This is a genomic window from Mycolicibacterium sp. lyk4-40-TYG-92, from assembly GCF_030209435.1.
Classification (GTDB): domain Bacteria; phylum Actinomycetota; class Actinomycetes; order Mycobacteriales; family Mycobacteriaceae; genus Mycobacterium.
This window is the reverse complement of record NZ_JARVRX010000003.1, coordinates 235,244-257,610: the sequence shown is the minus strand read 5'-3', so window position 1 is coordinate 257,610 and position 22,367 is coordinate 235,244. Positions and strand designations below refer to the sequence as shown.

Below are 22,367 nucleotides of genomic sequence, written 5' to 3'. Positions count from 1 at the left end.
GAAATGTCAACTCAAACAAAGCAATCCGTGTTCGCCGGCCTCAAGGTCGTCGAGATCGCCAGCTTCATCGCCGCGCCGGCCGCCGCCACCATGCTGTCGGATTTCGGCGCCGACGTCATCAAGGTCGAACCGCCGGGAATCGGTGACCCACAGCGCCTGCTGAGCTCGGTGCCGCCGAGCCCCGCGGCACCCGGAAACTACAGCTGGCATTTGGCCAACCGAAACAAGCGCGGCATGTCCATCAACCTGAAATCCGAGGGCGGGACCCAGATTCTGCAGCGTTTGGTCGAATGGGCCGACGTGTTGATCACCAATTTTCCGCACGGCACTCGCGAGGGATTGCACCTCGGCTACGAGGAAGTGTCGGGCTGGAATCCGCGAATCATCTACGCCGACATCACCGGATATGGCGATTCCGGTCCGGATGCCAAGTTGCCCGGATTCGACCTGACCGCATTCTGGTCCCGCAGCGGGCTGCTGGCCGCAACCCGCGATGCCGGTGCTCCGCCGACGTCTCCGGTGTGGGGCAGTGGCGATTACACCACGGCGACAGCGATTTACGCGGCCATCACGACCGCGCTGTATCACCGGGAACGCACCGGGCTCGGCGCCAACGTGGGGACGTCGCTGCTGGCGACGGGTGTGTGGGCGACAGGGACCCTGGTGTCGGCGGCCTTGGCCGGCGGCACGCCGTACCAACTGCATGACCGCAACAAGCCGGACAATGCCATGACCAACGCGTACGTCAGCGCTGACGGCCGGTGGTTCATGCTCGCGGCAAAGCGGTCGGCATGGCCGACCTTGGCCGCCGCCATGGGGCGGTCGGATCTGCTGACCGATCCGCGTTTCGCCGACGCGCAGGCCATTGCCGCCAATGCCGGTGAACTGGCCAAGACCCTCGAGGACGAGTTCGGGTCGCGCCCGCTGTCGCATTGGCACGACGTGCTCGACGCCGCCCGCATCCCGTACGGCGTCATCCAGACACCCGAGGAAGCTGCTCACGATCCGCAGCTGCGGGCGGCCGGCATCGTCGTGCCGATCGAAGGAGCCGAGGACCTCGACTACACCGTCAACAACCCGATCGCTCTTCGCGGCCTACCCCGCACGCCTTCGCGGCGGGCACCCGAACACGGCGAGCACAACGACGAAGTGCTCGCGCAGTTGGGCTTCACCGCCGATGAGATCGCCAGGTTACGGGAACAGAAAGTGATTCCCGCTGCAACACAACAGGAGTCACTGAAATGACCACCACTGAAGTATCGACCGATCTGGTGCTCACCGAGCGCAACGACGGCGTCTTGACCATCACGATCAACCGACCCCGTCAAAAGAACGCCGTCAACCGCGAGACGGCCGTCCAGCTGGCGGCGGCTCTGGACCTGCTGGATGACGACCCCGCGCTGTCGGTTGGTGTGCTCACCGGCGCTGGGGGCACGTTCAGTGCCGGCATGGACCTCAAGGCCTTCGCGGGCGGCGAGACGCCGATCCTGCCCGGTCGAGGCTTCGGCGGCATCACCCAGGCCGTGGTGCGCAAGCCGCTCATCGCCGCGGTGGAGGGATGGGCGCTCGGCGGCGGCTTCGAGATGGCTTTGGCCTGCGATCTGATCGTCGCAGGCAATACCGCGAAATTCGGCCTGACCGAGGTGAAGCGGGGCCTCATCGCCGGCGAAGGCGGCGTCATCCGCCTCCCGCAGCGGCTCCCGTACCACGTGGCGATGAAGGTGCTGCTGACCGGCGAGCCGATCACGGCGGCCGAGGCGAACCGGTACGGATTACTCAGCGAGCTCGCGTCGGCCGGCGGGGCGTTGGCCGCCGCCCAAGAACTTGCGCAGCGGGTGGCGGTCAACGCTCCGCTAGCACTGGCGAAGGTCAAGCAAGTCGTGCGCGAAGTGCAGGGCCTCGATGACGCCGATGCGTTCGCCCGCCAGAACGAGTCCGCTCACAGCCTGTTGAAAACCGAGGACGCACACGAAGGCGCTGTCGCCTTCGCAGAGAAGCGCGCACCGGTCTGGCGCGGGCGCTGAACCACTCGAACATCTAAGGAGAACCACTCATGAATGCACCAAAGACAGTCCAGCGCATCGCCGTTGTCGGCACCGGCACCATCGGCGCCAGCTGGGCAACCCACTTTCTGGCCAGAGGCTTCGACGTCACTGCCACCGACTCGGCGCCTGGTGCGGAGGCGGCGCTGCGGTCCTACGTCGAGACGGCATGGGACGGGGCGGCCACCTTGGGCCTGGGACCTGGTGCCAGCCCGGACCGGCTGAAGTTCACCTCCGACCTGGCGGCGGCCCTGGCCGACGCCGACTTCGTCCAGGAGAACGGCCCCGAGCGCCCGGAATTGAAGGTCAAGCTGTTCGCCGATATCGATGCGGCCACGCCGGTCGATTCGATCATTGCCTCGAGCTCATCAGGTATCACGATGAGCGAAATCCAGGTCCAGTGCCGGCATCCGGAACGCACTGTCATCGGTCACCCGTTCAACCCACCGCACGTCATCCCGCTGGTGGAGGTGGTCGGCGGCAAGCTGACCTCTGCCGAAACCGTCAGTGCAACCATGGATTTCTACCGGGACATCGGCAAGAAGCCCATCCTGCTGAAGAAGGAATTGCCCGGCCACGTCGCCAATCGCATCCAGTCCGCGCTCTACCGGGAAGTCGTCTACCTGATCGGTGCCGGCGTGCTCGACGTCGCGGACGCTGACGACGCGGTGTCGTGGGGACCCGGATTACGTTGGGGCGTAATGGGTCCCAGTCTGCTGTGGCACCTCGGCGGTGGCCAGGGTGGCATCCAGCACTTCATGGACACCCTGATGCCGCGCATGGTCAACCAGTGGGAATCGTTCAAATCGCCGGAGTTCACTCCTGAGCTGGCGAAGCAGATCGTTGACGGCGTGTTCGCCGAAGCAAATGGACGGTCCATCGACGAGCTCGCCGCCGAGCGCGACGCGATGCTGTTCGGGCTGATCGCCACGCGCGACAAGGTCCAGCCGTCGTAGCGGATGTGCACCCAAAATCCTTGCCATTCAATGTGAAAGGACCCATCATGACTCAAACAACGGGAAAACTCTTCGTGCTCGAAGCCAGTGGCGGTGGCCGACTGTTCTCCGTAAACCCTGACGGTTCCGGCTCGACCACCCTGGTCACGGGATGCCGCATTCCTGACGGCGTCGCAGTCGACGTCGAGCGCGGGCACATCTACTGGACCAACATGGGTGTCCCGTCGGCCAACGACGGGTCCATCGAACGGGTTGACCTCGACGGCGGCAATCGCATGGTGATTGTGCCGAGTGGCCGCACTTTCACGCCCAAGCAGTTGCACCTCGATCCCGTCCGTCGCCAGTTGTACTGGGGTGACCGCGAAGGCATGCGGGTCATGCGGTGCAACTTGGACGGCTCTTGCTTGGAGGTGCTGGTTCAGGCCGGGGATGGCGCCGAGGATCGCCGCGATGAGACCAATTGGTGTGTTGGAGTGGCTGTCGACCATGCGGGCGGCTACTTGTACTGGACGCAGAAGGGCGCGAGCGATGCCGGTGAGGGCAGGATTCTCCGGGCCGCGATTGATGTTCCCGCCAACGAAACCGCGGCGAGCCGTGCCGATATCGAAGTGGTGTTCAAAGACCTGCCCGAGCCCATCGACCTGGAGATCGACCACACCGCAAGGATGCTGTACTGGACCGACCGCGGCGACGCACCGTACGGCAACACCGTCAACCGGGCGGAGCTGGGCGGCATCGGCAGCGTCGATCCGGAGATCGTCGGGGCGCATCTGATGGAGGGCATCGGCATCGCGCTGGACCCGGCCAACGACCGCGCATTCGTCACCGACCTCGGCGGCAACATCTGGAAGGCAACGCTGGACGGCTCCGAGCACGGAGCCATTCGGGCCTTGCAAGGCAACCTCACCGGCATCGCATACGCCGAGGTCCCAGTGGGGAGAGCGAGATGAAGCCGCCGGTGCTGCGCAGCTGCCTCGAACCGGGCCGGATGGGGGTCAAGTCCGGCGCAGGCTTCTACGACGACTATCCACAGCCATGACCACTCGGGCGCTGTCATTCGCGAATTCTGTTGCCGCGCAATGCGGACCGCAGAATGTCAGCTCGTCTCCGGCGTGGTTGCAGGTGACGCAGGCCGCCGGCGCCATGGCAACCACCATCGGCGTCCTGACAGCCCTGTACATCGCCTTGATCCGCGAGCCACGGGAGGCGTTCGAGGCGCACAAGTACCACGTTGCGCGAATGGACCAGTGGCGCAGGATCACGCGAGAGCGCTTCGCCGCACAAGCCCGCAAGCTCGTGCCGTCGTGCGTGCGTACGCCGATCCTCGGTGACACCTCGTGGGCCGTCAGGATCGACAATGCGGGCAGCAAGGCTGCCGCCATCCTCAGCGTCGAGGTAGCGGCGGTCGGCCCCGACGGCGTCGAGATACCGGACGGCTGTTGGCATGTCGGCCACTCCACGTCGGATGACCCAGATGTCGGGCGGTCCATTCGGCTTGCACTGGAGGAATCATTGGAGACCGCCATGGACAGCCCGTTCGTCGGTCCGGTCAGGCAAGCGATTCGTGACGCGGTGGCAGTACATTTCGTCAATCAATGGCCGCGCACGATGCCGCCCAACCAACACGCCGTGATGTGCTACTCGACCGCCGAACCAGGGCACAAGCTCCGCGTCACCGTCGATTACGAAGACGAGGCTGGCTTCCAGTGGCGGCGCACCGATTCTGGTCAGCCGCAGCGGACCGGTGAACCAGACGATCTCAACCCGGTGTCTGTGTGGCAGCCGTGGTGACGACGCTGAATGGGCGGCAATCAGATTGTATTTCTGTGACGAGACCGTCACCCTTGCCGCCGTCATCCTGGTCCCAGCAGGGTCACGCTGGCCGAAATCGGCGTGGCGACTGGAGCGTTCTGGGGTGATGTGAGAGACCTACTCGGCCAAGCCTCCGGCGAAGGAACAACCATGATCTCGGAGATCGATTGCCGGACAGCAAGGTTGACCGCATCGCCAGAGGCGGGCACTTCCTCTGGGCGGAACGACCCGACGAATACGCCGCACTTGTCGCCGATCGGTGGAACCGCAGCAGCAACTAGCAACCCGAATTCAAACAAAGGAAAAACGAATGTCTACTTATCGCGCTTTTCAGGTCACCGGACAGGCCCACTTCGAGTTGGTGGAGCGACCGCTCCTTGAGCCACCACCGGGTCAGGTACGGTTCCGCGTACTGAGTTGCGGTGTGTGCCACAGTGATGTGCTCGCCGTCGAGGGCCAACGGCCCAATTCGGACCAGCCCGTCGTACCCGGACACGAAGCGGTCGGCATAATCGATGCCGTCGGCGCCGGGGTCACCGGGTGGCAGATCGGCGACCGTGTCGGCGTCGGCTTTCTCGGCGGTCACTGTGGTGTGTGCTCCTCGTGCCGCCGTGGAGATTTCGTCAACTGCGAGGACCAGCCCTGGTTCGGCACCACGGTCGACGGCGGCTACGCCGAGGTCGCATACGCGCGCGCCAGCGGATTGGTCCGCATCCCCGACAGCCTGGACTCTGTGGCAGCTTCGCCGCTCCTGTGCGCCGGCATCACGACGTACAACGCACTGCGCTTGGTCAACGGCGGACCCGATTCCCTCGTGGCCGTCCAGGGTATCGGCGGACTGGGCCACCTGGGCGTTCAGTTCGCGCACAAGCTCGGCTACCGGGTTGCCGCTATCGCTCGCGGCACCGACAAAGCCGCTCTGGCCACCGTGCTCGGCGCAGATCACTACATCGACAGTGCCGCAACCGATCCGGCGGAAGCGCTGCAGGAGCTCGGTGGCGCTACCGCCGTCGTCGCCACGGCATCAAGTGGATCGTCGATGGCACCGTTGTTGGCTGGTCTCAAGCCACGTGGCCAACTGATCGTCGTCGGGGTCGCGGGGGATCCGATTCCGGTCAGCACCGTCGACCTGGTCACAGCCAACCGGTCGATCGTCGGAAGCCTTACCGGTACGCCCGTCGAGAACGAAGATGGCATGAACTTCAGTGCCGCTCACGGTGTGGCCGCGATGACCGAAGTCGTCCCGTTCGACGAAGCGCCGAAGGCGTATGCACGAATGATGGCCGGAGAGGCCCGCTTTCGCGTCGTGCTGGACATGCAGGCACGCTGATCAGAAGGTACCTGGATCACCCGGCGAGCGCCGCGTGATCCAGGTACCGCGTGACCTGGCCCATCGCGCGTGGGTCGCGCGGAGTCCCTACGCCTTCCAGGACGTTCGCGCCATTTGGTCCGCACCTGGGCTGACACCACAGGGCTGTCCTGCTGCCGATCTCGGTCGCGTGCCAAGACCGCCCGCTGATGACCGGAGCGATCGTCGATGTGAGGCTCAGAGTTCTCTGGTGTCCTGCGGAAGTAGCGTGATCGCACCGCCCCAGAGCGCGCCCGGATTGATCCGGTCACCATGCCGGGTCATCATCTGGGCGTAGAAATCCCCAGCACCACCGGCTGATTGGAGTAGGCGGCGGGCGTCCAGGAGGTAGCTTCGGGTGGCCGCGATCTGTGTGGGCGTATCCGGCGCGTCGGGGCGCTTGTGGCCCGCGATGACGGCGGCCGGATCGAGTGCCTCGGCGATGTCGAGTGCCGCCAGCCAGTCGTCGATACCGGCGATCCCACCGGACTCGGTCAGGTACAGGTGGACGTCGTTGTACACCACGTCGCCGGCGACAAGGAGGCCGGTTTCGGGCACATGAAGCATGGTGGTCGCGTCGGTGTCGGTGTGGCCTACCTCGACGGGAACCAGTGCAGTGCCCTCGATGTCGAAACCGCCTGGCTCGACGACGGACACCTCTACCTCACCTACCGGCAGCTGCCCGGGGAAGACCCGGTCCCAGAACTCGGCACGGAACCGAGGATCGTTCTGCTCCAACATCATTGCCGCAGTGCCTTCGGTGGCATGGACCGTGACGCCCGGGAACCGCTGGAGTAACGGGATCGCCCCGAACCAGTGATCACCGTGTCCGTGGGTGATGTAGATGTGCCGCAGGGTGTGACCGGACGCGGCGATCCAGTCTCCGACGTCCGTTGCCTGCTGGGTGGTCATCGGCGGATCGACCAGGACGGCATCGTGACGTCCGGCAATGAGCGTCGACGTGATGGGTGACCACATCCGGGTGCTGCCGTCGGGTAGTGGCCCGCGCCCGGATTGCGGGATCTGCTCTGTGACAAAGAGTTTGTGCTGCACGGTGGGTGTCATGACGACACTCCCATGACCGCGTCGGTGAAGTCGAGCACCATTGCCGCGACCGTCCCCGGATGCTCGACGTGGAGCCAGTGGCCCCCTGTGTCGATGACGTGCACCTCGACGTGCCCGAACCGGGGAGTAATGGTGTCGACGAGCTGTTCGGTCGTCAGGCCGTCCGCGCCTCCGCGAACAATCAGCACCGGGCCGTCGTATGCACTGCGGATGGGCGCTTCGGCAACCCCGTTGTTCCATACATCGACGAAGTGGGCAACCACGTCAGATGCAACGGGCATACCTGTTTCGGTGAGTCGTTCGAGCCGTTCGGCACCCATGTTGGGGGCCAATGCCGCGCGCTCGGCGCGCTGTGCGTCGCGGTCGCCGCCGACTGCGCGCATTGGCGCAATCGCCTCGTCAGGGAGCCGTGTTCCGCCGAGGGGGATGGGGGTGAGCAGCACGAGGCCGGGAACCCGGTCGGCGTGCTGTGCGGCGACGAGTTCGGCGACCTGTGTGCCGAGACTCTGGCCGACGACGATGACGGGTCCGGGTATTGCGCTCATGATGTCGCCGGCCTCGGCGGCAAGGGACTCCAGCGTGGCGGCCCGTGCCTCTGCGACCGAACCGCTGCGCGTGCCGAACCCGGGCAGGTCGTAGCTGACGCTGGTGACTTCGCCGTCGAGTGCGTCGACAAACTCGTCCCAGACGGCCGCGTCATCGAGAAAACCGTGAATGAGCAGCAGGGTCACCGCTCCTGGCCGGCGGGCCGGCGTTTGGATGACGCGAAAGTCGTCGAACGAATCGGTCATTTGGCCAACTCCTTGGTGGAACCCGATGGTGACCATGCGGCGGTGTCGATAGGTGAGCAGTCGGTGGTCGAGCTGGTGCTGACCCAGGCGATGGCCCGCGGCAGCACGCTGCCGATGAGCAGTTTGTAGGACGACGTGGGATCGAGGTCGTCGGTGTCGATGATCATGGCTGGCTCCTTTCTGGGGTTCGATCAGTGCTGTTGCTGCCAAACGTCGTTGAGCGAATCGCTGGTGGTGGACACGGCCTGGATGCCGATGATCCGCCAGCCACCGGCTCCCCGGGCCAGTTCGAAATGAGCGGCGAGTCTTTCGATTTCGCTGCCGTCCGCGCGCAGGCGGGCCCAGATCACCTCGATCGCGGCACCGTTGTCGTGATAGACGGTGACCTTCTTATCGGGCACCGCGGTGTCGGAGTAGCCCGCTTCGCGCAGCCGCGCGTGCAGCTGCTCCAGCACGGTGACCACGTCGGCAGGCTCCAGGATCCATCGGCTCCCTTGGTCGTCACTCCAATTCAAGGGTGCAGACCAGTAGTCGAGGATGAAGTCAGGGGTGCGGTCGATGGTGCCGGCACAGACACCGATCCAGGTGGGCAGGTAGTCGTCGAAGAACCACTGTTCGGCCTCGCCGGCCGGGGCGGGATCGGTGAGCAGAGCCACGGCGGAGTACCAGACCGGTCCGACATTCAGGCGATTCGGGTACAGCGCAGTCATTTGATCGAAATACTCCTGAGGACTGGGCTTTTCGGCGAGCAGCCGCTGGGCATTCAGTAGGTAGTCGCGGGTCTGGTCGACGATCGACGGATCATCGGGCAGCTCTTTGTTCTTGTGTCCAGCGACCACTGCACGCGGTTGCAAGGCTGCGACCTTGTCCAGTGCCGCCAGCCAGGCCTCGATACCGCCGTGTGCACTCTCCAGCAGGTATTGGTGCACACCGTTGTAGGCGACGTCACCGGCTACGACCAATCCGGTAGACGGTACGTGGAGAACGGTTGTGTCGTCGGTGTCGGTGTGGCCGACTTCGACGGCCTCCAGTCGGTGGCCTTCCAGCATGATGCCCCAATCGGGGACGGGGTGGTACACCACCGGACTGGGCGGAATCTGGCCGGGGAAGTCGACATCCCACATCTGGGCCCGACCCGCGGTGCCCTGCTGGTGCATCATCGCGATGGTGCCTTCGGTGGCGTACGCGACCACACCCGGAAACCGTTGCAGCAGAAGTTCGGTACCGAACCAGTGATCGCCATGACCGTGCGTGGCGTAGACCGCGACGAGCCGACGACCGAAGGACTTGACCCATTCGCCGACGCGGTGCACCTGCTCGTAGGTGAACGGTGGGTCGACCAGGACGGCGTCATGGTCGCCGTAGATGAGCGTGGTGGAGACGGGCGAGGAGACGATCGGGCTCCCGTCGGGCAGTCGCTGCTCACGGTGCCGCGGCAGGCCGTCGTGGACCAGTACCTCGTAGTGCAGTTCGGACATGAGGGGTTTCCTTTGAGCTCAGTGGTTTTGGAGGTGTTCGGTGAACCAGGCGACCGCGGCACCGCTGGCCGCATCGAAGTCCGTCAGGTAGGGGTCGAAATGACCGCCGTCGATCGTGGCGAGTTTCTTTGGCTCCAACGCTTTTTCGTAGCCGGCGAGGGCCAGGTCGGTTACGGTGACGGTGTCGTGCAGGCCCACCACCATCAGCAATGGAGTGGGGGAGACGCGGCTGATGAAGGTGCCGGGTTCGTACATCCGCGCCGCGCGGGTCGAGCGCAGCGTCACCTCGTTGTCCCAGGTGCCCGCCGGGACGGGCTGGGTATAGAACGCAACGGCGTCGGGCATGCGGTACGCGGCGGGAACGGCGGGGTCCGCACTCACCACGGCTTGCGTGGCCGGCGCCGCGCCGCCCAACTGGCGCCGGTCATCTTCGGCGAAGGCGCCTTCCAGAGCCGAAACCTGTTCGGGAGCAACACGTCGCAGACTCTGCTGATAGCCGCTGATGGTCGGTACCTGGGCGACGATCGCGCGCAGGCGCCGGTCCGTGGCGCCCAGGACGATGGCATGACCGCCGGCATAACTGCTGCCCCACAACCCGATCCGGCCGGCGTCGACGAACGGGCGGCTCTCCAGGAACGAGATCGCTCGCCGCCAGTCCGCGATCTGCACCCACGGGTCGATGTCGTTGCGCGGCCGGCCATCGCTCGCACCGAACCCTCGGTGGTCGTGTACCAGGACCACGAAGCCGGCGTCGGCGAACGCGCGGGCGAAACGCTCGAGCCCGTGCTCCTTCACCCCGGCGAACCCGTGGGCCATGGTGATGGCCGGGTGCGGGCCGGCGCCGTCGGGAATGAACAGCCAGCCCCGCAGCGTCACCCCGCCTTCGGCTTGGAATTCGACGTCCTGTCGCTGCATGGTCATCTCTCCGTTCGGCTGGCTTCGTGAGGCACAACATCGACGATGCCGCTGATCAGTTCAGGTACGGGATGCCGCGGTAACCCTGGTACTGCGGGGGCCAGGCTGAGGACCTCAGTGCCGGAATTGATGCGGTGCCTGCGGTGCTGACCGGGGCAACACCTCGGAATCAGCCCGAAAGGAACTCACCACGATGAGCACCATGCGGTCAGTCGTCGCCGGCGCCATGGGCGAACCGTCAGAAGTTCTCCAGTTGCAGATGAGCTCCGTCCCGCAGCCAGGACCCCGTCAGGTGCGGATTCGGGTGACCGCGGTTCCGGTCCACGCCAGCGATCTGCACACGGTGCGCGGCCGCTACGGCTTCGTGCCGGAGTTCCCCACGACACCGGGCATCGAATCCGTCGGCGTGATCGACGAAATCGGCAGTGAGGTAGACGGTTTGGCGGTTGGTCAGCGGGTCATCACCGCCGGCGTCCGGGGTACGTGGCAGGAGTATCTCGTGGCTGACGCCGAGCGCGTGCTGCCGGTGCTCGCCGGCATGAGCGACTCGACTGCGGCCCAGGTGCTCAGTAATCCGTTGACGGCGGTCATCCTGACCGGCGAGGTACTCGATGTCCAGCCCGGCGAATGGCTCCTGCAGACCGCCGCAGGTTCCACCGTCGGACAGTCGGTCATCCAGCTCGGCACGCACTTCGGCTTCAAGACCCTCAATGTGGTCCGGCGCCGCTCCGCTGTCGACGACATCCGTGCGCTGGGTGGGACGGCGGTGATCAGTACCGAGGACGAGGATCTGCGTGCGCGAGTGGCCGAAATCGCCGGTGGCGAAGGCGTATTCAAGGCCATCGACAGCGTGAGCGGCCAGGTGGGCGCGGATGTGTCGCGGGCGCTGGCGCCGGGCGGCGAACTGGTCGTCTACGGCGCGCTGTCGACGCACCGCCAAACGGAAGCCGACAAGCTCACCATTCCCGTCTTCGCGCGCTCACTGATCTATGAGACCAAGACTGTCCGCGGCTTCTGGCTCTTCCGCTGGTTCAGCCAGACGCCGAAGGAGTGCATGACCGCAACGATCAACAAGACCATCCAACTCCTGGACAGTGGCGTCTTGCGGGTGCCCGAAGGGCAGCCGGTGCCGGTCGAAAACTTCAGCGACGCAGTCCGTTTGGCTGAAGCACCAGCGCACGGAGGTAAACCGCTACTGGTGTTCGAATCCTAGAACGAGGAGACATACGATGACCACACCGGGCGAGCACAAGCTCGAGAACCAAGCGGCCCATCTGGACTACTACCCGCACTGGCTGGACAACCTTGCCGACGACGTCATCCTGCAGGGCGCCGTGTTCAACGGCGAAATACGCGGCGCGGAACAAGTAGGGAAGATGCTGAGCTTCGCGCGGAGCCTCTACGCCTACCAGGACTTCCGTTTCTACGGCCGGCGCGGTGAGCTCTTCCTGGAGGATTATCAGTCCCGTATCCGAGGTACCGAGACCTACCGTGCCGGCGGGGTAGAGATCTACAACTTCGTCGTCGTGTACTTCAACGAGGCAGGTGAGACCAGCCACCTCGTCATGAACCACCGGCCGCAGGCGGCCGTCCTGCTGTTCTCCTCGCTGCTGCGCGAGCACTTCGGCGATGCCTTCGACCCGACGCTCTTCTACGGCGGCAACGCGGGTCCGGATGCGCTCGACCATGACCTGTCCCGCGGTGCGTGGCCGAAGTCGAACGGCTGAGCAACGGCGGATCCCCTCCCCGCGACGACTTCGGGGAGGGAATCCGGGTTCGGGGTGGTCAGCGGACCTGGCCGGGCTGCAGAGCGGCGACGCGATAGATGCCGCGGTGCCAGAGCACGCCGGGCAGCGGCGTCCCCGCCGGCGGGGCGATGATCGACGGGGTGGCGACGATGTGCGGCGGACGGACGTCGGGTCCCAGGGTGGTGGCGCCGGCGACGCCGGCCAGGCCGAGTGCCGAGCCACCCAGGATGCCGGCGGCGATGACCGAGAGGCCGAAGGTGCGGGCGGTAGTACTCATCTGAATTCTCCTGTGGCAGTGGTCTTTTGGTGTCTTGCTCCGGTGTGTTCCGGTGTTGACTCAAGGGTGCCCGGACACGGACTCGGCGGGTATCCGGCAATCGGCCCAGTTGCCGGTGGATTTCCGTGTCCACTGATCGGGGGACACGCGGCCGTCAATTTGCGATCGGAGTTACTTTTCGCTGGTCGCCGTGCGACGCTGACGGCATGACCGACGAACGGGTTCGCGTGGTGGTGGGTGACGACCACCCGATGTTTCGCGACGGCGTCGTCCGCGCGCTGACGGCGAGTGGCGCCATCGAGGTACTCGCCGAAGCCGACGACGGGACGTCGGCATTGGCGGCGATCCGCACTCACAAGCCTCAGGTGGCGCTGCTGGACTACCGCATGCCCGGCATGGACGGCGCCGAGGTGGCCGCGGCGGTACTGCGCGACGGGCTGCCGACCCGGGTGCTTCTGCTGTCCGCCCACGACGAGGCCGAGATCGTGTACCGGGCTCTGCAGGACGGCGCGGCCGGGTTCCTGCCGAAAGAGTCGACCCGCAGTGAGCTGGTCAACGCGATCCTCGAATGTGCCAAGGGCCGCGACGTCGTCGCGCCCAGCCTGGCCGCCGGACTCGTCGGCGAAATCCGGCGCCGGGCCGAGCCGGACGCCCCGGCGCTCAGCCCGCGCGAACGCGAGGTGCTGCAGCTGATCGCCAAGGGCGCGACCATCCCCGCCATGGCCAAGGAGCTGTACCTGGCGCCGTCGACGGTCAAGACCCATGTGCAGCGGCTGTACGAGAAGCTCGGAGTCGGGGACCGCGCGGCGGCCGTGGCCGAGGCGATGCGGCGGAAGCTGCTGGACTGACGTGAGCCCGACACTCAGCCGGATCGGCGAGTACCTGGCCGCCGAGCCGGTGCGGATATCCGCCGGGCTCCGACTCCCGCTGATCGCCCTGATCGGCGTCCTGGTGTGGATATGGGACGTCGACCACTGGCTGCCGGAACTGTATGCGGCGATCCTCGGCCTGTACGCGGTCGCGGCGGTGATCTGGCTGGTGGCGGTGCTGCGCGGCCCGGTGCCGCGCTGGGCCGACTGGGCCTCGACCGGCATCGACCTGGTGGTGATTCTGTCGCTGTGCCTGGTGTCCGGCGGCGCGACCGCGGCCCTGCTGCCCGTCTTCTTCCTGCTGCCGATCTCGGTGGCGTTCCAGGACCGTCCGCTGATGACCGCGGCGATCGGCACCCTCACGGCCACGGGCTATCTCGCGGTATGGATCTTCTACTCCAAACACGATGACCGCATGGGCCTGCCGAACATGGTCTACACCCACTTCGGGTTCCTGGTGTGGCTAGCGGTGGCCACCACCGTGTTGTGCTTCGTCCTCGTGCGCCGCCAGGAGCGTGTGCAGGCCCTGCAGGAGGCGCGTCGCCAGCTGGTCTCGGAGGCCATGCTGTCCGACGAGCGGCACAACCAGGAAGTCGCCGACGGGCTGCACGACGGTCCGTTGCAGACGCTCCTCGCGGCCCGCTTGCAGCTCGACGAGGTCCGCGAACGCAAGCCCGGACCCGAACTCGACGCGGTCTACGCGGCGTTGGAAGACACCGCGGCGGCACTGCGCGCGACCGTCACCGAGCTGCATCCGCAGGTGCTCGCCCAGCTCGGCCTGACGCCGGCGGTGCGGGAATTATTGCGGCAGTTCGAGTCTCGTAGTCGGGTCGCGGTGCGGGCCGATCTCGAGGAGGTCGGCAAGCCGGAATCGCAGCAGCTGATGTACCGCGCGGCCCGCGAGCTGCTGACCAACATCGGCAAGCACGCGAACGCCTCGACGGTGTCGGTGCGGTTGGGCCGCATCGGCAACCGGATCGTGCTGACGGTGTCCGACGACGGCGTCGGGTTCGACCCGGCAGTGGTGTCACGGTACGTGGCCGACGGACACATCGGGCTGGGCTCGCTGCTGGCCAGGTTCGACGCGATGGGCGGCTCGATGCTCGTCGACTCCGCGGCCGACGGCGGCACCCGCGTGACCGTGACGTCACCCCCGGACCGCGAACAGACGTGAAAACCCCCTATTTGAGCCTGATTTGGGGGTTTTCACGTCTGCTCGGCGGAAAATGGTGTGGCTGCTAGCAGGTGGGGGCGGTAGCGTCGCGCCATGAAACTGCGCATTCTGATCGGCCTGCTGGTCGCGGCTGTGGTTGCGTTGGCGGTGAACGCGGTGGTGGTGGAACACACCGGCCGCGCGGCGGAAGCGTTCGCCGGCGGCCACGTCCTGAAACTCGATGGGCCGGACCTGAACGTCCGCGAATACGGACCGCCTGGAGACCGGGCAATCGTTCTGCTGCACGGGTATTCGGCGTCTATCGAGTGGTGGGAGAAGGTCGCCCCGGCGTTGGCCGTCCATCAGCGGGTCATCGCCGTCGACCTCGTCGGGCACGGTGGTTCCGAGGCGCCGACCGATGCGGCGCCGTATCACGCCGACGGTCAGGCCGAGGCCGTCCACCGCGCCCTGGTGGCGCTGGGCGTCCTGCACGCCGAACTGGTAGGGCACTCGATGGGCGGCGAGGTGGCTGCCGAGTTCGCCACCAAGTACCCGGAAATGGTTGAGCGCGTAGCGGTTTCGGACACTCCTGCGGGGGAGGACCTGGTGTCCATGCCGTTGCTCGGCAAGATGCTGTGCTGGCCTGTCATCGGGCCTGCGCTCGATCATTTCCGTGGTGTCGATGCGATCAGCGAAAGCTCGCTGCAGACTGGGTTCGCGGCCGACTATCCCGTGCCGCCGTTGGCGTACCGCTCCTTGAAACAGCTGACCTACGCGGGCGTGTGCGACTCGAAAGAACCCGGCCGCCCTGTGGTTGAGACGCTGAAGGGGCTCGGCAAGCCCGTGCTGGTGCTGTGGGGTGACAAGGACGTCCTGACGCCGACGGCGTCCAACGTCGCGCGGTACACCGCTGCGGGCCTACCGCCGCATCTCATTGCCGGCTCCGGCCACAGCCCGATGGTCGAGAAGCCGGAGCAATTCCTCGCCGCACTAGGTGATTTCGTCCGCTGACGGAGTTGGTGGACCGGGATCGACTGCGAGGCGCAATCACAATGTCGGTCTGAGAGTGCTGATAACCGTATATGGCCTCAGCGACGCTCTCAGACCGACATTGTGTTCGGCACCGATACGAAAAAGCCTCCAATCACGGTGGATTGGAGGCCTTTCGGTGTACTGCTACAGCGCAGCGAGGATGTCGTTGACGCGGTCGCGGGCGTCGCCGAACAGCATCTGGCTGTTGTCGCGGAAGAACAGCGGGTTCTGCACGCCCGCGTAGCCGGAGGCCATGGAGCGCTTGAACACGATGACGTTGTTGGCGTTCCACACCGTGAGCACCGGCATGCCGGCGATGGGGCTGCCCGGGTCCTCGGAGGCGGCCGGGTTGACGGTGTCGTTGGCGCCGATGACGAGCACGACGTCGGTGTCGTCGAAGTCGTCGTTGATCTCGTCCATCTCGAGGACGATGTCGTAGGGCACCTTGGCCTCGGCCAGCAACACGTTCATGTGCCCGGGCAGACGACCCGCGACGGGGTGGATGCCGAAGCGGACGTTGACGCCCTTGTCCCGAAGCTTGCGGGTCAGGTCGGCTACGCCGTACTGCGCCTGGGCGACGGCCATGCCGTACCCGGGGGTGATGATCACCGAACTGGCCGACGCGAGCATCTCGGCAGCGCCTTCGGCGGTGATTTCGCGGTGCTCGCCGTAGTCCTTGTCTTCGGACGGGCCGGCCTCGATGCCGAAGCCACCGGCGATGACGGAGATGAACGACCGGTTCATCGCCTTGCACATGATGTAGGACAGGTAAGCACCGGAGGAGCCGACGAGCGCGCCGGTGATGATCAGCAGGTCGTTGGACAGCAGGAAGCCCGAGGCGGCCGCGGCCCAACCGGAGTAGCTGTTCAGCATCGAGACGACGACGGGCATGTCACCGCCGCCGATGGAGGCGACCAGGTGCCAGCCCAGGAGCAATGCTAGGACGGTGACGGCGACCAGCAGCCACAGGTTCGGCGCGATGCAGAACCACACGGTCAGCGCGATGAACACCACCAGCGAGCCGACGTTGAGGAAGTTCTTGCCGGGCAGCATGAGCGGGGCGGACTTGATCTTGGCCGACAGCTTGAGGTTGGCGACGATGGAACCGGTGAAGGTCACCGCACCGATGAACACGCCGATGAAGACCTCGGCGGAGTGGATGCCGAGCATGCCTTCCTTGGCGAGCTCGAGGGCGCCCTGGCTGTTCGGGTCGAACTCGGCGTGCAGGTAGCCGCTCCAGCCGACCAGCACGGCGGCCAGACCCACGAAGCTGTGCAGCAGCGCGATGAGCTCGGGCATGCCGGTCATCTCGACGACCTTGGCTCGCCAGAGGCCGATGGCGGCACCGACGGCCATGGCGCCGATCAGCAGCGCCAGGCCCAGGGGCTCGATCTGCTTGTTGATGGCCAGGACGATCGTGGCGACGAGGGCCACGCCCATGCCGGCCATGCCGAAGGCATTACCGGCCTTGGAGGTCTCGTGCTTGGACAGGCCGGCCAGAGCGAGGATGAACAACAGGGCAGCGACGACGTAGGCCGCGTTCGCCACGTTGGTGATGGTTTCTGCGTTGAACATGAATCCGTTCCAAAGGTTCTGAGGTCAGCAGGCTCTAGCTGCGGGAGAACATGGCCAGCATGCGGCGGGTCACCGCGAAGCCACCGAAGACGTTGATGCTGGCGAGCAGGATGGCGACGCCGGCCAGGGCGGTGATCGGGGTGTTGTGATGCCCGATCTGCAGCAGCGCGCCGACCACGATGATTCCGGAGATCGCGTTGGTCACCGACATCAGCGGGGTGTGCAGGGCGTGGTGCACGTGCCCGATCACGTAGTAGCCGATGACGATCGCCAGGGCGAACACCGTCAGGTGAACCTGCAGCGCGGCCGGCGACGCGGCGATCAGCAAGAACAGCACCGCGGCGGCACCGAAGGTGATGCCCAGGCGACGCGCCGTGGTCATCGGCTCCTTCGCCTGCGAGACGGCGGGTGCGGCGGCCGGCTGGGCGGCCGGGGCGGCGGAGACCTGCACCGGCGGCGGGGGCCAGGTGATCTCGCCGTCGCGGACGACGGTCACGCCGCGCTGCACCACGTCGTCGAAGTCCAGGACGACCTGGCCGTCCTTCTCCGGGGTGAGCAGCTTGAGCAGGTTGACCAGGTTGGTGCCGTACAGCTGGGAGGCCTGCGCGGGCAGGCGGCCGGCCAGGTCGGTGTAGCCGATGATCGTCACACCGTTGTCGGTGACGATGGCCTGGTCCTTGACGGTGCCTTCGACGTTGCCGCCGTTGGCCGCAGCCATATCGACGATCACTGAGCCGGGCTTCATGGAGGCGACCATGTCGGCGGTGATGATCCGCGGCGCCGGGCGGCCCGGGATCAGCGCGGTGGTGATGATGATGTCGACGTCTTTCGCCAGCTCGGCGTACAGCTCGGCCTCGCGGGCCTTGTAGTCGTCGCCCATCTCCTTGGCGTAGCCCGTGGCCGACACCTCGCCCGCATTGGGGTCGACGGACACGTACTCACCGCCGAGGGAGGCGACCTGGTCGGCGACCTCGGGGCGCGGGTCGGTGGCCTTGACCACGGCGCCGAGCGAGCCGGCGGCACCGATCGCGGCCAGGCCGGCGACGCCGGCGCCGACGACGAGCACCTTGGCCGGCGGGACCTTGCCGGCTGCGGTGACCTGGCCGGTGAAGAACCGGCCGAAAGCGTGGGCGGCCTCGACGACGGCGCGGTAGCCGGCGATGTTGGCCATCGAGGACAGCACGTCCAGGGACTGGGCGCGTGAAATACGCGGCACCGCGTCCATGGCCAGCACCGTGATCGGGCGGGTCGCGAGCTTTTCGACCAGCTCGGGCTTCAAACCGGGGGAGATCAGCGAGACCAGGGTGGCGCCGTCCTTGAGGGCGGCGATCTCACCGTCGTCGGGGGCGTTGACCTTGAGCACGATGTCGGCGGCCCAGGGGGAGCCGATGTCGGCGCCGGCCTCGACATAGGCGGCGTCGGCGAAACTGGACAAGTCGCCCGCGCCGGACTCAACCACTACCGAGTAGCCGAGCTTGATCAGCTGCCCGACAGTTGCAGGAGTGGCGGCAACCCGCGTCTCACCAGCCAGAGACTCGCGGGGAATCCCGATGATCATCGAATCCGATCCGATCTGTGTTGGTTTGCTTGCAAGAGTCTCCCCCATCCACGTCGGGACGGTGCTCTTGCCCCCCTATACCAGTTAGCAATCGCTTATAAATTAGCAGTCGCTCATAATGCGACCAAAAGTCCGCTGCGGGGGCGGTGCCGGATATGTCTACGTCATCGGCACGGATTTGGGTACACAGATTCCGACCGGTGGGACGCTGCGCGCCAACACACCGGTCGGTGAGGTGCAATTTTCGGGTGGTTACACCGGGGGGTACGCCGGGGGCGGGTACACGCCGCGCAGGCCCCACGGGACCCAGTTGAAGAAGTACTCGACCTCGTCGCTCGCGTCGTAATCCGGACTCGGATCCATCAGTACCTCCAACCGACAAGCTTGTTACTCGCGAGTTTAGCTGTTGGACCCCTGTTACGAGTGGCGGATCGGCCGGAGAAATGTCACGGCATAGACTGGCCAACCAGTTGATTGGGTCCCGGGCCGTGCGCCCGACTGCATAGAGTGAGCTGACATGTCCACAGAGTCGTCGACCAAAGGTTCTGCCACGGGGTCGCCCGCGGGGGCGTCGGCTGCGTCGAACGGGTCGAACGGCACGTCGCGGCGCGAGGAGTTGCTGGCGGTCGCCGCCAAGTTGTTCGCGGCCCGCGGCTACCACGGGACCCGCATGGACGACGTCGCCGACGCCGTCGGGCTCAACAAGGCGACCGTTTACCACTACTACGCGAGCAAGTCGCTGATCCTCTGGGACATCTACAAGTCGACCGCCGACTTCACCGTCGACGCCCTCCACGACGACCCGACCGCCTCGGCGCGCGAGACCATCTTCAACTTCACCCGGCGGCTGCTGACGGGCATTGCCACCGACCTGGAATCCGCGGCGGTGTACTTCCAGGAGGGGCCGTACATCACCGAATGGTTCACCGAGGAGCAGGTCGCCTATATCCGCAAGGCGGAGACGACCGTCTATGAGCACGTCCGCGACGTCATCGACCGCGGCATCGCCAGCGGCGAGTTCAACGACTGCGACTCGCATGTCCTGGCGCTGGGCTACATCGGGATGACGCTGGGTGCCTACCGGTGGCTGCGGCCGCACGGCCGGCGCACGGCCTCCGAGATCGCGGTGGAATTCAGCACGGCACTGCTGCGGGGCCTGATCCGCGACGAAACGATTCGCACCGAGGACCCCCTCGGCGGCGGCGCCTGATACAGAACGACACGGCGGAAGGCGGCTACGGCACTGATGAAAGGTCCGATGAAATCTCTGCTGCTGTCCCGCCGGGACCTCGACTTCCTGCTGTACGAGTGGCTCAAGGTCGACGAACTCACCGGCCGCAAGCGATTCGCCGATCACTCGCGCGAGACCTTCGACGGGGTCCTGGACCTCAGTGAACAGCTGGCCGAACGCTACTTCGCGCCGCACAACAAGAAGAGCGACGCCAACGAGCCGACCTTCGACGGGCAGACCGTCACGATGGTCCCCGAGGTGAAAGAGGCCTGGGACGCGTTCGTCGGCGCCGATCTGATCGGCATGTCGATGGATGAGTCGGTCGGTGGGGCGCAGCTGCCCGCCGTCGTCGCGCAGGCGGCGTTCGCCTGGATCGCCGCGGCCAACGTGTCGACGTCGGGCTACCTGATGTTGACCATCGCCAACGCCAATCTGCTGACCAGGTTCGGGACGCCCGAGCAGATCGAGACCTACGTCAAACCCATGCTGGCAGGCCGCTTTTCGGGCACCATGGCGCTCTCGGAGACGCAGGCCGGGTCGTCGCTGGCCGACGTGGCCACCCGCGCCGAACCGCGCGCGGACGGCACCTACCGGCTGTTCGGATCCAAGATGTGGATTTCGGGCGCCGAGCACGAGATCACCGACAACATCGTCAACCTGGTGCTGGCCAAGCTCCCCGGCGGACCTCCCGGCACCAAGGGCATCTCGCTGTTCATCGTGCCAAAGTACCTGGTGAACGCCGATGGATCGATCGGCGAGCGCAACGACGTCGCCATCGCCGGCCTGAACCACAAGATGGGGCAGCGCGGCGTCACCAACACCGTTCTGAATTTCGGTGATACGCAGTTCAATCCGGGCGGCGAGAACGGCGCGATCGGTTATCTGGTGGGCGAGCCGCACCGCGGCATCGTCTACATGTTCCAGATGATGAACGAGGCACGCCTGGCCGTCGGCATGGGTGCAGTCGCGCTCGGCTACACCGGCTACCTCAAATCCGTGCAGTACGCCCGGGAGCGGCCGCAGGGCCGCCCGCTGGACGTCAAGGACCCGACGACACCCCAGGTGCCCATCGTCGAGCATCCCGACGTCCGGCGAATGCTGTTGGCGCAGAAGGCCTATGTCGAAGGCGGGCTGGCGCTCGCCCTGTACTGCGCCCGGCTGGTCGACGTGCAGCACAGCGCGGAATCGGATGCCGAGTCCGACGCCGCGGGGCTGTTGATCGACATCCTGACCCCGGTCGCCAAGAGCTGGCCGTCGCAGTGGTGCCTGGAGGCCAACAACCTGGCGATCCAGGTGCACGGCGGGTACGGCTACACCCGCGAATACGACGTGGAGCAGCACTACCGGGACAACCGGCTGAACCCGATCCACGAGGGCACCAACGGGATCCAGAGCCTGGACCTGTTGGGCCGCAAGGTGACTCAGCGCGGTGGGGCGAGCCTCGCGGCGCTGGGGCAGGTCATCGCGGAGACGGTGCGGGCGGCCAACGAGGTAGGCGGTGAGGGCGCCGAGCTGGCGGGTGCGCTCGATGCGTCGTGGCAGCGGCTGGTCGTGGTGACCGGCGGCATGTTCGGCTCCGGCGATATCCCCGCGGTGATGGCCAACAGTCACGTCTACCTGGAGGCGTTCGGGCACATCGTGGTGGCGTGGCTGTGGCTGGAGCAGTTCGTGGCCGCCGCCGGTAAAGACGGCGACTTCTATGACGGCAAGCGGCAGGCGACCCGGTACTTCTTCCGGTTCGAATTGCCCAAGACCGCACCGCAATTGGACCTGCTGGCGTCGCTGGACCGCACGACGCTGGAGATGCGGGACAGCTGGTTCTAGCCGGGTAGGCCGGTGTTCGCGACAAGTCGCGTCAGGCCGTAGGCAAACTGACTGTCGCGCGGGGTTTTTCGCAAGCGTGCCAATCCGGCGGCCACGTGCGGATACGCACTGGCGTCGATTGGTTCCCGACTGTTGTCGCGCGACTCGTCCCGGGAGAGTTCGTAGGCGGCCTGCTCTTCGATGACGAAGCCCATGACGTAGTACTGCACGGAGAACGCGACCAGGACGGCTTCGGCCTCGGGCACGCCGGCGGCCAGGGCGGCGCCGATCGCCGCTTCGCCGAAAGCCAATGTGTTGGGCTGGCGGACGAATGTGCCGGCCAGGACACGAGCGCCATCTCGGTGTGACAGCAGTGCCGATCGCAGCCGGTGCGCCAGCTCGATCAACCGGTCGCCGCCCTGCGCGCCCGAGCCGGTCTCGTCGGCGACCCCGTGGAGCAGGTCGTCGGCAAGGGCATCGGTCAGTGCGTGCTTGTTGTCCACGTGCCAGTACAGGGTTCCGTGGTTGACCCCCAGTGACGTGGCGAGCTTGCGCATCGTCAATGCGTCGATGCCGTGCTCCTCGATGAACGCCCAGGCCCCTGCAAGGACGGCTGCTCGGTCAAGACGCGCCATCGCCTCCCTTTCCGGTCCCGAGCACGATAACAAGTCGATACTTGACCAATGGTCAAGTAGCGACCTAGCCTGGACTGGG

The 22,367-nt window shown here is 66.1% G+C and carries 22 protein-coding genes and 1 pseudogene; 13 read left to right on the top strand and 10 right to left on the bottom strand.

The genetic code is table 11. The features are described 5' to 3' along the window. Positions 1 to 3 precede the first annotated feature (3 nt). The 6 genes from QRN63_RS07405 to QRN63_RS07380 all read left to right on the top strand — a co-directional run bounded on the left by QRN63_RS07405 (position 4) and on the right by QRN63_RS07380 (position 6,140). Positions 4 to 1,245 (top strand): CaiB/BaiF CoA transferase family protein, encoded by a 1,242-nt coding sequence (locus tag QRN63_RS07405; RefSeq protein WP_285030194.1) that lies wholly within the window; start codon positions 4 to 6, stop codon positions 1,243 to 1,245. After that, positions 1,242 to 2,024 (top strand): crotonase/enoyl-CoA hydratase family protein, encoded by a 783-nt coding sequence (locus tag QRN63_RS07400; protein WP_285030193.1) that lies wholly within the window; start codon positions 1,242 to 1,244, stop codon positions 2,022 to 2,024. Before QRN63_RS07405 ends, QRN63_RS07400 begins: the two co-directional genes overlap by 4 nt. 29 nt (positions 2,025 to 2,053) lie before the next feature. Next, positions 2,054 to 2,998 (top strand): 3-hydroxyacyl-CoA dehydrogenase NAD-binding domain-containing protein, encoded by a 945-nt coding sequence (locus QRN63_RS07395; protein WP_285030192.1) that lies wholly within the window; start codon positions 2,054 to 2,056, stop codon positions 2,996 to 2,998. Positions 2,999 to 3,045: 47 nt separating this feature from the next. Beyond that, the gene (locus tag QRN63_RS07390) at positions 3,046 to 3,948 is read left to right on the top strand and encodes a 3-hydroxyacyl-CoA dehydrogenase (RefSeq protein WP_285030190.1); all 903 of its coding nucleotides are present in this window, start codon (positions 3,046 to 3,048) and stop codon (positions 3,946 to 3,948) included. Between the two features lie 85 nt (positions 3,949 to 4,033). Beyond that, a complete protein-coding gene (locus QRN63_RS07385) occupies positions 4,034 to 4,789 on the top strand; it encodes a hypothetical protein (RefSeq protein ID WP_285030188.1) in 756 nt (251 codons plus the stop codon). 331 nt (positions 4,790 to 5,120) lie between these two features. Beyond that, on the top strand, positions 5,121 to 6,140 hold the full coding sequence (locus tag QRN63_RS07380) for an alcohol dehydrogenase (protein ID WP_267320019.1): 1,020 nt from the start codon (positions 5,121 to 5,123) through the stop codon (positions 6,138 to 6,140). A 216-nt stretch (positions 6,141 to 6,356) separates the two neighbouring features. Here QRN63_RS07380 and QRN63_RS07375 read toward each other — a convergent pair whose 3' ends face one another. From QRN63_RS07375 to QRN63_RS07355, 5 genes are read right to left on the bottom strand one after another with little or no spacing between them, the layout of a single operon-like run. Beyond that, the gene (locus QRN63_RS07375; protein WP_285030187.1) at positions 6,357 to 7,223 is read right to left on the bottom strand and encodes an MBL fold metallo-hydrolase; all 867 of its coding nucleotides are present in this window, start codon (positions 7,221 to 7,223) and stop codon (positions 6,357 to 6,359) included. Then, on the bottom strand, positions 7,220 to 8,014 hold the full coding sequence (locus QRN63_RS07370) for an alpha/beta fold hydrolase (protein ID WP_285030185.1): 795 nt from the start codon (positions 8,012 to 8,014) through the stop codon (positions 7,220 to 7,222). The genes QRN63_RS07375 and QRN63_RS07370 overlap by 4 nt, the downstream gene beginning before the upstream one ends. Further along, entirely contained in the window at positions 8,011 to 8,181 is a 171-nt protein-coding gene (locus QRN63_RS07365; RefSeq protein ID WP_285030184.1) for a hypothetical protein, read from the bottom strand. Before QRN63_RS07365 ends, QRN63_RS07370 begins: the two co-directional genes overlap by 4 nt. A gap of 24 nt (positions 8,182 to 8,205) precedes the next feature. Beyond that, the gene (locus QRN63_RS07360; protein WP_285030183.1) at positions 8,206 to 9,492 is read right to left on the bottom strand and encodes an MBL fold metallo-hydrolase; all 1,287 of its coding nucleotides are present in this window, start codon (positions 9,490 to 9,492) and stop codon (positions 8,206 to 8,208) included. Positions 9,493 to 9,510: 18 nt separating this feature from the next. Then, positions 9,511 to 10,413 carry an alpha/beta hydrolase gene (locus QRN63_RS07355; protein WP_350224434.1) on the bottom strand — a complete coding sequence of 301 codons (903 nt, stop codon included), beginning with the start codon at positions 10,411 to 10,413 and terminating at the stop codon, positions 9,511 to 9,513. Between the two features lie 187 nt (positions 10,414 to 10,600). Between QRN63_RS07355 and QRN63_RS07350 the strand changes: the two genes are divergently transcribed. Together QRN63_RS07350 and QRN63_RS07345 are read left to right on the top strand one after the other, a co-directional pair. Continuing rightward, on the top strand, positions 10,601 to 11,620 hold the full coding sequence (locus tag QRN63_RS07350) for a zinc-dependent alcohol dehydrogenase family protein (RefSeq protein WP_285030182.1): 1,020 nt from the start codon (positions 10,601 to 10,603) through the stop codon (positions 11,618 to 11,620). A gap of 16 nt (positions 11,621 to 11,636) precedes the next feature. Further along, the gene (locus tag QRN63_RS07345; RefSeq protein ID WP_267320026.1) at positions 11,637 to 12,134 is read left to right on the top strand and encodes a hypothetical protein; all 498 of its coding nucleotides are present in this window, start codon (positions 11,637 to 11,639) and stop codon (positions 12,132 to 12,134) included. Positions 12,135 to 12,192: 58 nt separating this feature from the next. Here QRN63_RS07345 and QRN63_RS07340 read toward each other — a convergent pair whose 3' ends face one another. Then, the gene (locus QRN63_RS07340; RefSeq protein WP_267320027.1) at positions 12,193 to 12,432 is read right to left on the bottom strand and encodes a hypothetical protein; all 240 of its coding nucleotides are present in this window, start codon (positions 12,430 to 12,432) and stop codon (positions 12,193 to 12,195) included. Between the two features lie 206 nt (positions 12,433 to 12,638). Between QRN63_RS07340 and QRN63_RS07335 the strand changes: the two genes are divergently transcribed. The 3 genes from QRN63_RS07335 (at position 12,639) to QRN63_RS07325 (ending at position 15,465) form a co-directional block, all read left to right on the top strand. Next, on the top strand, positions 12,639 to 13,280 hold the full coding sequence (locus QRN63_RS07335) for a response regulator (RefSeq protein WP_267320028.1): 642 nt from the start codon (positions 12,639 to 12,641) through the stop codon (positions 13,278 to 13,280). A gap of 1 nt (position 13,281) precedes the next feature. Next, entirely contained in the window at positions 13,282 to 14,475 is a 1,194-nt protein-coding gene (locus QRN63_RS07330) for a sensor histidine kinase (protein ID WP_267320029.1), read from the top strand. 93 nt (positions 14,476 to 14,568) lie between these two features. Further along, positions 14,569 to 15,465, top strand: coding sequence for an alpha/beta fold hydrolase (locus QRN63_RS07325; RefSeq protein ID WP_285030179.1), 897 nt, complete (start codon positions 14,569 to 14,571; stop codon positions 15,463 to 15,465). Between the two features lie 165 nt (positions 15,466 to 15,630). Here QRN63_RS07325 and pntB read toward each other — a convergent pair whose 3' ends face one another. The 3 genes and pseudogenes from pntB to QRN63_RS07310 all read right to left on the bottom strand — a co-directional run. Beyond that, positions 15,631 to 17,061 (bottom strand): Re/Si-specific NAD(P)(+) transhydrogenase subunit beta, encoded by a 1,431-nt coding sequence (pntB, locus tag QRN63_RS07320; protein ID WP_267320031.1) that lies wholly within the window; start codon positions 17,059 to 17,061, stop codon positions 15,631 to 15,633. 34 nt (positions 17,062 to 17,095) lie between these two features. Beyond that, positions 17,096 to 18,619, bottom strand: a complete 1,524-nt coding sequence (locus tag QRN63_RS07315; protein ID WP_267320032.1) for a Re/Si-specific NAD(P)(+) transhydrogenase subunit alpha — start codon at positions 18,617 to 18,619, stop codon at positions 17,096 to 17,098. A gap of 252 nt (positions 18,620 to 18,871) precedes the next feature. Beyond that, a pseudogene (locus tag QRN63_RS07310) lies at positions 18,872 to 18,988 on the bottom strand (CAP domain-containing protein); the annotation flags it as partial. A gap of 148 nt (positions 18,989 to 19,136) precedes the next feature. Here QRN63_RS07310 and QRN63_RS07305 point away from each other — a divergent pair. Together QRN63_RS07305 and QRN63_RS07300 are read left to right on the top strand one after the other, a co-directional pair. Further along, positions 19,137 to 19,829: a TetR/AcrR family transcriptional regulator gene (locus QRN63_RS07305; RefSeq protein WP_234880477.1), complete on the top strand. Its 693-nt coding sequence runs from the start codon at positions 19,137 to 19,139 to the stop codon at positions 19,827 to 19,829. A gap of 48 nt (positions 19,830 to 19,877) precedes the next feature. Further along, positions 19,878 to 21,674, top strand: a complete 1,797-nt coding sequence (locus QRN63_RS07300) for an acyl-CoA dehydrogenase (protein ID WP_285030177.1) — start codon at positions 19,878 to 19,880, stop codon at positions 21,672 to 21,674. Here QRN63_RS07300 and QRN63_RS07295 read toward each other — a convergent pair. Beyond that, positions 21,671 to 22,288, bottom strand: coding sequence for a TetR/AcrR family transcriptional regulator C-terminal domain-containing protein (locus tag QRN63_RS07295; RefSeq protein ID WP_285030176.1), 618 nt, complete (start codon positions 22,286 to 22,288; stop codon positions 21,671 to 21,673). The two genes, QRN63_RS07300 and QRN63_RS07295, sit on opposite strands and share 4 nt — an antisense overlap. Between the last annotated feature and the right edge of the window lie 79 nt (positions 22,289 to 22,367).

Excerpts from the sequence above, each read along its gene's own strand:
- QRN63_RS07385 (WP_285030188.1), top strand. The coding sequence starts at position 4,034 with ATGACCACTCGGGCGCTGTCATTCGCGAATTCTGTTGCCGCGCAATGC.
- QRN63_RS07370 (WP_285030185.1), bottom strand. The coding sequence starts at position 8,014 with ATGACCGATTCGTTCGACGACTTTCGCGTCATCCAAACGCCGGCCCGC.
- QRN63_RS07375 (WP_285030187.1), bottom strand. The coding sequence starts at position 7,223 with ATGACACCCACCGTGCAGCACAAACTCTTTGTCACAGAGCAGATCCCG.
- QRN63_RS07340 (WP_267320027.1), bottom strand. The coding sequence starts at position 12,432 with ATGAGTACTACCGCCCGCACCTTCGGCCTCTCGGTCATCGCCGCCGGC.
- QRN63_RS07335 (WP_267320028.1), top strand. The coding sequence starts at position 12,639 with ATGACCGACGAACGGGTTCGCGTGGTGGTGGGTGACGACCACCCGATG.
- QRN63_RS07360 (WP_285030183.1), bottom strand. The coding sequence starts at position 9,492 with ATGTCCGAACTGCACTACGAGGTACTGGTCCACGACGGCCTGCCGCGG.
- QRN63_RS07365 (WP_285030184.1), bottom strand. The coding sequence starts at position 8,181 with ATGATCATCGACACCGACGACCTCGATCCCACGTCGTCCTACAAACTG.
- QRN63_RS07325 (WP_285030179.1), top strand. The coding sequence starts at position 14,569 with ATGAAACTGCGCATTCTGATCGGCCTGCTGGTCGCGGCTGTGGTTGCG.
- QRN63_RS07380 (WP_267320019.1), top strand. The coding sequence starts at position 5,121 with ATGTCTACTTATCGCGCTTTTCAGGTCACCGGACAGGCCCACTTCGAG.
- pntB (WP_267320031.1), bottom strand. The coding sequence starts at position 17,061 with ATGTTCAACGCAGAAACCATCACCAACGTGGCGAACGCGGCCTACGTC.
- QRN63_RS07315 (WP_267320032.1), bottom strand. The coding sequence starts at position 18,619 with ATGATCATCGGGATTCCCCGCGAGTCTCTGGCTGGTGAGACGCGGGTT.
- QRN63_RS07390 (WP_285030190.1), top strand. The coding sequence starts at position 3,046 with ATGACTCAAACAACGGGAAAACTCTTCGTGCTCGAAGCCAGTGGCGGT.
- QRN63_RS07300 (WP_285030177.1), top strand. The coding sequence starts at position 19,878 with ATGAAATCTCTGCTGCTGTCCCGCCGGGACCTCGACTTCCTGCTGTAC.
- QRN63_RS07405 (WP_285030194.1), top strand. The coding sequence starts at position 4 with ATGTCAACTCAAACAAAGCAATCCGTGTTCGCCGGCCTCAAGGTCGTC.
- QRN63_RS07295 (WP_285030176.1), bottom strand. The coding sequence starts at position 22,288 with ATGGCGCGTCTTGACCGAGCAGCCGTCCTTGCAGGGGCCTGGGCGTTC.
- QRN63_RS07305 (WP_234880477.1), top strand. The coding sequence starts at position 19,137 with ATGTCCACAGAGTCGTCGACCAAAGGTTCTGCCACGGGGTCGCCCGCG.
- QRN63_RS07395 (WP_285030192.1), top strand. The coding sequence starts at position 2,054 with ATGAATGCACCAAAGACAGTCCAGCGCATCGCCGTTGTCGGCACCGGC.
- QRN63_RS07350 (WP_285030182.1), top strand. The coding sequence starts at position 10,601 with ATGAGCACCATGCGGTCAGTCGTCGCCGGCGCCATGGGCGAACCGTCA.
- QRN63_RS07400 (WP_285030193.1), top strand. The coding sequence starts at position 1,242 with ATGACCACCACTGAAGTATCGACCGATCTGGTGCTCACCGAGCGCAAC.
- QRN63_RS07355 (WP_350224434.1), bottom strand. The coding sequence starts at position 10,413 with ATGACCATGCAGCGACAGGACGTCGAATTCCAAGCCGAAGGCGGGGTG.
- QRN63_RS07345 (WP_267320026.1), top strand. The coding sequence starts at position 11,637 with ATGACCACACCGGGCGAGCACAAGCTCGAGAACCAAGCGGCCCATCTG.